At 27.7% G+C, this 7,735-nt stretch carries 6 protein-coding genes and 1 pseudogene; all 7 read left to right on the top strand.

Going from position 1 to position 7,735, the window contains the following annotated elements; genetic code table 11:
• Window positions 1-1,039: MATE family efflux transporter (locus tag KHW44_RS04300; protein ID WP_304066390.1), on the top strand; the 1,039-nt coding region annotated here is incomplete at its 5' end.
• A gap of 550 nt (window positions 1,040-1,589) precedes the next feature.
• Window positions 1,590-1,991 (top strand): RNA polymerase sigma factor, encoded by a 402-nt coding sequence (locus KHW44_RS04295; RefSeq protein ID WP_304066387.1) that lies wholly within the window; start codon window positions 1,590-1,592, stop codon window positions 1,989-1,991.
• A 267-nt stretch (window positions 1,992-2,258) separates the two neighbouring features.
• Window positions 2,259-2,657, top strand: coding sequence for a hypothetical protein (locus tag KHW44_RS04290; protein ID WP_010247193.1), 399 nt, complete (start codon window positions 2,259-2,261; stop codon window positions 2,655-2,657).
• Window positions 2,658-2,762: 105 nt separating this feature from the next.
• Window positions 2,763-4,388, top strand: coding sequence for a recombinase family protein (locus KHW44_RS04285; RefSeq protein WP_304066381.1), 1,626 nt, complete (start codon window positions 2,763-2,765; stop codon window positions 4,386-4,388).
• Complete coding sequence (locus KHW44_RS04280; protein ID WP_304066378.1) at window positions 4,389-6,017, top strand: recombinase family protein; 1,629 nt, start codon at window positions 4,389-4,391, stop codon at window positions 6,015-6,017.
• A gap of 18 nt (window positions 6,018-6,035) precedes the next feature.
• Window positions 6,036-7,493, top strand: a complete 1,458-nt coding sequence (locus KHW44_RS04275) for a recombinase family protein (RefSeq protein ID WP_304066375.1) — start codon at window positions 6,036-6,038, stop codon at window positions 7,491-7,493.
• A 36-nt stretch (window positions 7,494-7,529) separates the two neighbouring features.
• A pseudogene (locus tag KHW44_RS04270) lies at window positions 7,530-7,735 on the top strand (ATPase, T2SS/T4P/T4SS family); the annotation flags it as partial.

Here is a 7,735-nt window from a genome sequence, read left to right as displayed (position 1 = left end):
GGTTATCTTTTTTTCAACGATTATAACAATAGGAGGAATACTTCTAGGACCATATTTTTTAGATTTAGTTGGAGCAACAGGAGAAATAAAGGCATTAGGCATAAGGTATTTAAGAATAATATTTCTAGGCTCAATTTTTGTAAACTTTACTCAGTCAGCCAATATGGTTATGCGTGGTGAAGGGCTTATGAAAAAGGCGATGAGTATTATGGGCTTTGGAGCCTTTATTAATATTGTTTTAGATCCAATACTAATGATAGTCATGGGAGAATATGCCATAGAAGGTGCAGCTATAGCTACAGTAACAGCTCAAATAATTCAAGCCATTTTAACTATTTATTATTTTAGAAATAAAAGTGAAAATGTAAAAATAGGGAAAATAAGAAAAGAAAAAGAGATATCAAAAGAAATGTTTGGGATTGGTTTTTCCGCTATGATAATGCAAGTTTTCTTTATAGTTCAACAAACATTGCTTTATAAACAAGCCTTTAAATATGGAGGAGATTCAAATGCAATACTAATGTCGGCAACTTTGAGATTTTATGGATTTTCTTTCATACCAATTTGGGGAATGAGCCAAGGATTACAACCCATCATTGGTACAAATTATGGAGCTAAACAATATGATAGAGTAAAAGAAACTATGAAAATATTTTCTATAGGAGGTACAGTCCTTGCAGCTGTATTTTGGATACCGTCTCAAGCTTTATCAAGACAGTTACTTGGCTTATTTAAAGTAAGTCAGAACATAATTTCAGCTGGAGTTAATAATTTTAGAATATTCTATTCTGTATTTATTCTTTACGGAATTATGATTATGACTATTACTTTTTTCCAAGCAATAGGAGATGGAAAAAAAGCAGGAATTATTGTAATGCTAAGGCAGTTGATATTACTTGTTCCAGCCTTACTTATATTGCCAAGAATATTTGGAGCAGGGGCTGTTTGGTGGGCAGAACCAGTTGTAGATTTTACTATGATAATGGTTGGCTTAATAATGCAAGGCAAAACTCTATCAAAAATGAAGGTAAACGGTTAAAGATGTAGTATCTTCAATTTGTATAATTTACTATATAATAAGGGAGAAAATTAAAGAAATGATGATATATAGATGGGTTATTTAATTGTCAGAAATTTAGATATACGCATGCTATTTTTAGCTGGATCTAAGAAAAATTAAAATTTGAAATAATTGAAGAACAAATAAAGCTAAGATTTTACGATTTATAGAATATTTTTATAAGAAAGTTTGGATAAGTTCATACGTTTGAAAGGAAAATAAATTTTGAATAATTTCAAGCCATTAATACTTTAAATAGAATTTTGTATATTAAGTATAATGATTATTCTCATAACTACTTAATATGGGTGTAATGGAGGCAGATATTTTAATGAAAAAAAATTCGAATATGATTATTATAAGAACATCCACTTGCCTAAAAAGTATATTTATTTTGATTTTTTAGGCTTAATGTAAAACGGTTCTTAGTTTCTAAGCTTCTATTTTTCAGAGGACTTGGCATATCAAAATGCCGTAGTCCTCCTTTTTTATTTTCAAAAATAAATTTGAGAATAAAAAGGAGGATAATATGTCTAAAGAAAAATATATTTATGTAAGCGGAAAAAAAGTATATGTAAGTGATGAAATATATCAAGAATATAAAAAACTTAAAAATCATGAAGAATATTTACAAAGAATAGATGGAAAATATCTAGACTATAATTTTCAAGGAGTAAACGATTCCATAGAAAACATAGAAGACAAAAAAGTAGATATTGAAAAAATAATAGAAACTAAACTAAGGTTAGAAGATCTATATAAAGCACTCGATAAATTAAACGAATACGAGAGAAGAATAATTATTGCCCTATATTTTGAAGAGAGAACTATTAGAGATTTAGCGAAACAAGAAAAAGTATCTCCTAAGAAAATATTCAGCCTTAGAAATAAAATATTACAAAAACTAAAGAAAATAATTGAAAGAGAATAATAAGAAGATATCAACGGGGAGCAGTCTTTGCTCTCTATTTTTTGTGAAAAAATTAAAAAAATTCTAAAAAAATGGAAACAAGAGGCCTAAAAATTAAGGTTTATATATAGAGGGATATTTTTATCACTCGATTTATATAGATGAAAGAATTGAACCTTGACAACTGCATAGACCACGATAGGACGTTAACCAAGTATGGAGCGATACAAACTACGCCAAGATCTTTCTGCTTAAAAGATTAGGTTTAAATGGATACTCAAAAAATAATTGAAGGATAAAAGAAAGAGAGCGACAAATAGTACCTGTAAATCAGAAATGGCTTTCTGTGCTATGAAATACTTGGGGATAATGATACTTCTAAAGTTGATGCCGGCTCATCTAAAAAGAGGCGGAGGTGAAATTCCTATGCTGTCTGCCAAGACACCTACCAAAGTCATAAAACTTAACTGTTTATTTAAGGAGCTTAGAAGTATGAATAACTTAAATTTAGATGAACAAAAAATAAAAGAAGGTATACAAAATGAAAGCTTGAAAAAAGAAGAAAAAACAAGTGATAAAACTTACGACATAGATGGCTACAAAGTGCTATTTACATTTAAAGATACGGGTCTAACATTAAGCGACATAGTAGAATCATATATAGAAGAAAAACTATTTATTTTTTAATAAAGAGTATTGAAATAAAAAATAGGGAGCGTTATACTTTGATTGTGGAAGCCTAACCTTCATTTAATTTTGTATCTAAAGAATAAAATGAAGGAGGGCTTTTTTATGTGCAAAAGTAAAGCTTGTATTTATTTAAGATTATCAAGAGAAGATGGAGATGTAGAAGAAAGCAACTCAATATCAAATCAAAGAGAATTAATTCATAACTATGCAAATAAGCAAGGAATAAAAATTTTAAAAGAATTTGTTGATGATGGTTATTCAGGAGCTACCTATAATCGTCCACAATTTAATGAAATGATAAGAAGTCTTGAAAATAAAGAATTCGATACTTTGATAGTAAAGGATTTATCAAGATTTGGAAGAGATTATATAGGAGCAGGACGATATATTCAAAAAATATTTCCAGATATGCAAGTTCGATTTATATCCATAACAGATAATTATGATAGCCAAAATGCAGATATGAATGATACACACCTTATATTACCAATAAAAAATTTCATAAACGATAGCTATTGTAGAGATATATCAAATAAAGTGAGAAGTGCTCAAAAAGTCAAGAGGGAAAAAGGGGATTATATAGGTGCTTTTGCCCCATATGGATATAAGAAGAGCAAAGAAAATAAGAATAAATTAGAAATCGATGAAAAAGCTGCTGAAGTAGTAAAAAGAATATTTGGAATGAAATTGTTAGGATATTCTTCTAATTCTATAGCATACCATTTAAATGATCTTGGAATTGATTCTCCATTAATTTATAAGGAAAAATCAGGATTAAATTTTAATGGGGGATTTAGACCGATTAAAGGCGGAAAGTGGTCAGTTAACTCTATAAATAGGATTATCAGAAATAGAGTATACATCGGTTATATGGAACAAGGAAAAAGGATTAAATTAAACTACAAAAGTGAAAAAGAAATTTGTGTAAGTCCTAATGATTGGGTCATAGTTAAAAATTGCCATGAAAAAATTGTATCAAAAGAGATATTTAATATAGCAAATAATTTATTAGATAGAGATGTATGGCAAGCTAGAAATAAAAATCCAGATATTTTTGCTGGTTTAATGTTCTGTAAAGATTGCGGATCACCACTAATAAGAAGAGAAATAAAAAGTGGAGGCAAAAAGATAGTTCAGTATATATGCTCAAATTATAACAAAAATGGTTCTTGCACTAGACATGCTGTAAAAAAAGAAGAACTTTTAGAAGTAATTAAAGATATATTTACTCAGTATATATCTTTTCAAGAGTTGCTATATAAGAAGATTAAAAATAAAAAAATAAAATTATCTGCTATTGATTATGAAGGACGTGAGTTAATAAGACAAAAAGAAAAGTACGAAGCTATACTATCTTGTCTATATAGCGATTTAGAAGATAAAATATTGACAAAAAATGAATTTAATAGGTTTAGAGAAGCTTATAAAAGTAAAATTAAAGAAATTGATAAAGAAATACAAAATAGAGAAAATATAAAATCTAATGTGTATAAACTTCTAGAAGAAAACAAAAAATGGATTAATGAAATTAAGAGAAATAAACAACTAAATAAAATCGACAGATTATCATTAGTTATGTTGGTAAATAAGATCGTTATTGGAGAGAATAAAGAAATCCAAGTAGTATTTAATCATGCAGAAGAGTTTAAAATACTCAATAAAATGATAGCAAATGATAAGGAGCTAGATTCTTTAAAAAACATTTCTTCAGCTAGGAGGATAAGCTAAATGGCTAGAACTAGTAAAAGATATTTAAATAAAGATAACAAAGTAGCTCTATTATCTAAAAAAGAAACTAAATATAGAGCAGGAATATATACACGATTATCTCAAGATAGAAAAGAAAAGTATAGGAATAAAAGTGAATCTATTGATAGCCAAATAGAAATAGGAAAAAAGTATGCAGAAGAAAATGATATACAAGTAGTAAAAGTCTACGAAGATTATGAATTCACAGGCACAAATTTTAAACGTCCAGGATTTATAGAGATGATGGGAGATATTAAGTCAAAAGAAATTAATTGTATTATAGTAAGAGATCTTTCAAGATTTGGAAGAGAATACTTAGAAATAGGTAACTATATAGAAAATATATTCCCATTTTTAAAAGTTAGATTCATATCTGTTATAGATAAAGTAGATTCTTTAAATGGGCTTGATGATAAGAAAAGCTTTGAAGTAACAATTAAAAATATCATGAATGATATGTATTCAAAAGACATATCAAAAAAAGTTAGAAGTTCTAAAAAAGAATTAATGAAGAAAGGCTACCATATTGGTGGGAAGCCACCTTTTGGATATATATCAGTAAAAACAGAAGGTGGAAGTGTATTTAAAGTTGATGAAAAAGTAAGAGATGAAATAGTTTATATCTTTGAATTAGCTAATAATGGAGCAAGTATGGTAACAATAGCTAGAGAATTAAATAAAAAAAGATATAATCCGCCAAACATTTATTACAAAACAGGAGAAGTATATAAAGACAAAGAAACGAATCCTGGATGGAGAAATTGGTCTATTCAAAGAATTTTAAAAAATGAAGCGTATATTGGAAATTTAGTTCAAGGTAGATACACAAATATGCTAGAGGATGGTAGTAGGAATAAAGTAAGACCAGAAAAAGAATGGATAAGAATTGAAGATAGACATGAAGCAATTATAGACAAAAAAGTATTTCAAAATGTTCAAAAACAATTAAGAGATAAATATGATAAGAGTTTTGGAAAATACTTGATACCAAAATATGAAGGAAGAGAAGATTGCTTTTACGGATTGCTATTTTGTGGCATATGTGGAAATAAATTATATAGATACTACTCTGTTTCTTGTGGCAGAAGATATTACTACTATGGTTGTAGAAATCTAGAAGAAGATAGGAGTAATAACCATGTGGTTATTTCAGAGATACAGTTAAAAAGCATATTAAATGAAGAAATAAAAAAATTAATGGAAGAAAACATTAGCTTTGAATGGGTTGAAGAAACTCTTAAATCAAAATATGAAAGTTTAAAGCAAAATAAGATGAAGTCCTTAGAATCTATGGACAAGAAAATAAAGGAGCTTGAGTATGAAATATTAAAAACATATGAAAAATATTGTCAAGGACAAGTTAAAATTGATTACTATAAAAAAATCAGAGAAGTTAAAAATAATCAAAAGAACACAATTGAAAGAGAAAGACGAATAGTTGATACTCAACTAACCAAATTAAAGAATAAGTATTTAAAAGGAATTGAGTTTTCAAAGAACTTATATCAACTTGACAGGGAGCAATCTGGATATTATAGGAGCTTAATTGATAAGATTATTGTTCATAAAGATAAAAAATTAGACGTATACTTTACTTTCACACTTTAAAAGTCAGAGGAAATCAAGATGTATAAAATAGGAATTTACATGAGATTATCTAAAGAAGATTATGAAAAAAATGAGGAAAGTAATAGCATAAAGAATCAAAGACAATTAATCTTATCATATATTGATAAAAATTTTTCTGATTTTTGTGTAGATAATAAGATTGAATATATAGATGACGGTTATTCAGGTATGAATACAAATAGACCTGCTTTTGAACGATTAATGGAAGATATAAGAGATCTAAATACCAATTGTATTATTGTAAAAGATTTATCTAGATTTTCAAGAGACTATATTGAAACAGGAAACTATTTAGAAAATATTTTTCCCTTTTTAGGAGTAAGATTTATCTCTATCAATGATGGATTTGATAGTAAAGATAATTGTAACGGAACCATTGAAATTGACACTCAATTTAAATCATTACTTTACGATTATTATAGTAAAGAACTTTCAGAAAAAATAAAGCTTACTTTGAATTCACTAAAGACAAAGGGAAAGATAATTAACGAAGCACCTTTTGGTTATGTTAAAGATCCAAAAAATAAATACAAAATCATAAAAGATGACATATCTGCTAAAGTGGTAAGAAAAGCTTTTGATATGATATTAGAAGGACATTCCCAGGGGAGTATAGCTAAAAATTTTAATAAGGAAAAATATCTTACAGGATCTGAAAGAAAGAGAGTATTAAGAGGAGAAAGTCTAGAAAATTATAAAAAGATTTTGTGGACCACAGGACAGATAAGTAGAATTCTAAGAAATGAATCTTACACAGGAACATTTTTATATAATAAAACGTACAAAACTCCAATAAGAAAAAGTATACCAAGACCTAAAGAAGAATGGGGCAGAATAGAAAATGCTTTTGAACCAATTATTTTCAAAGAGGAATTTAATAAAGTTCAAGATATATTAAATCAAAGATCGTTTCCAGCTCATAATGATGCAAGAGATGTAGATAGTCCTCTTAGGTCAAAAGTAATATGTGGTGTATGTGGGCATAAAATGAAGTTTGATTACAGAGCAGTTGTTGGTAAAAATGAAAAGAAATATGACTGTAGATTTAGATGTAGAGTATGTAGTTTAAATTCAAAGTCAAATTCCATTAGTTCAAAGGCAGTCGAAAGTTATGTGTTGGAGAGTTTAAAAAGAAGAGGTGTAAGATTAGAAGAAAGAAAGACTATTAAAAGTAAAAAGGTAGATCAAGGAAAAGTGAATGCACTAAAATTTGAAATACAAAAGAACTATGAGTTATATTTAGATTCTAAACTTACACGAGAAGAATTTCTGGTAATTAAGAATAATATAAATGAACAATTAAGTAGTTTAAAAGAGGAGTCTGAAACTAAAGATAAATTAGAAAATATTACTATGTGTAATATAGACTTAAAATTAACTAATGAAATTGTTGAAAATAACATCAAAGAGATTATAGTAGACGCCTCAAAAAACATAGAAATTGTCTATAAATAATGTGATATAATTATAAGCAATAACTTGACACAATAGGGTAAAACAACTACGCTTTACACAATGCTAGAACGAGAAAATACAGTCGATAAAAATATTATCACGATTGAAAATCCAGTTGAGTACAATATTTTTGGGATCAATCAAATTCAAATCAACGAAAAAATTGGCTTGAGATTTGATAATACGTTGAAGTTTGTACTTAGACAAGACCCTTCTGTAATAATGGTCGGAGAAATTAGAGA

Origin of the sequence: Finegoldia magna (genome assembly GCF_018371055.1) — a bacterium.
GTDB classification, from domain to species: domain Bacteria; phylum Bacillota; class Clostridia; order Tissierellales; family Peptoniphilaceae; genus Finegoldia; species Finegoldia magna_I.
This window is presented reverse-complemented; position numbering and strand designations above follow the sequence as displayed.

Bases quoted from the DNA above. Each gene is read 5' to 3' on its own strand.
- KHW44_RS04295 (WP_304066387.1), top strand. From the start codon at position 1,590: ATGTCTAAAGAAAAATATATTTATGTAAGCGGAAAAAAAGTATATGTA.
- KHW44_RS04285 (WP_304066381.1), top strand. From the start codon at position 2,763: ATGTGCAAAAGTAAAGCTTGTATTTATTTAAGATTATCAAGAGAAGAT.
- KHW44_RS04280 (WP_304066378.1), top strand. From the start codon at position 4,389: ATGGCTAGAACTAGTAAAAGATATTTAAATAAAGATAACAAAGTAGCT.
- KHW44_RS04275 (WP_304066375.1), top strand. From the start codon at position 6,036: ATGTATAAAATAGGAATTTACATGAGATTATCTAAAGAAGATTATGAA.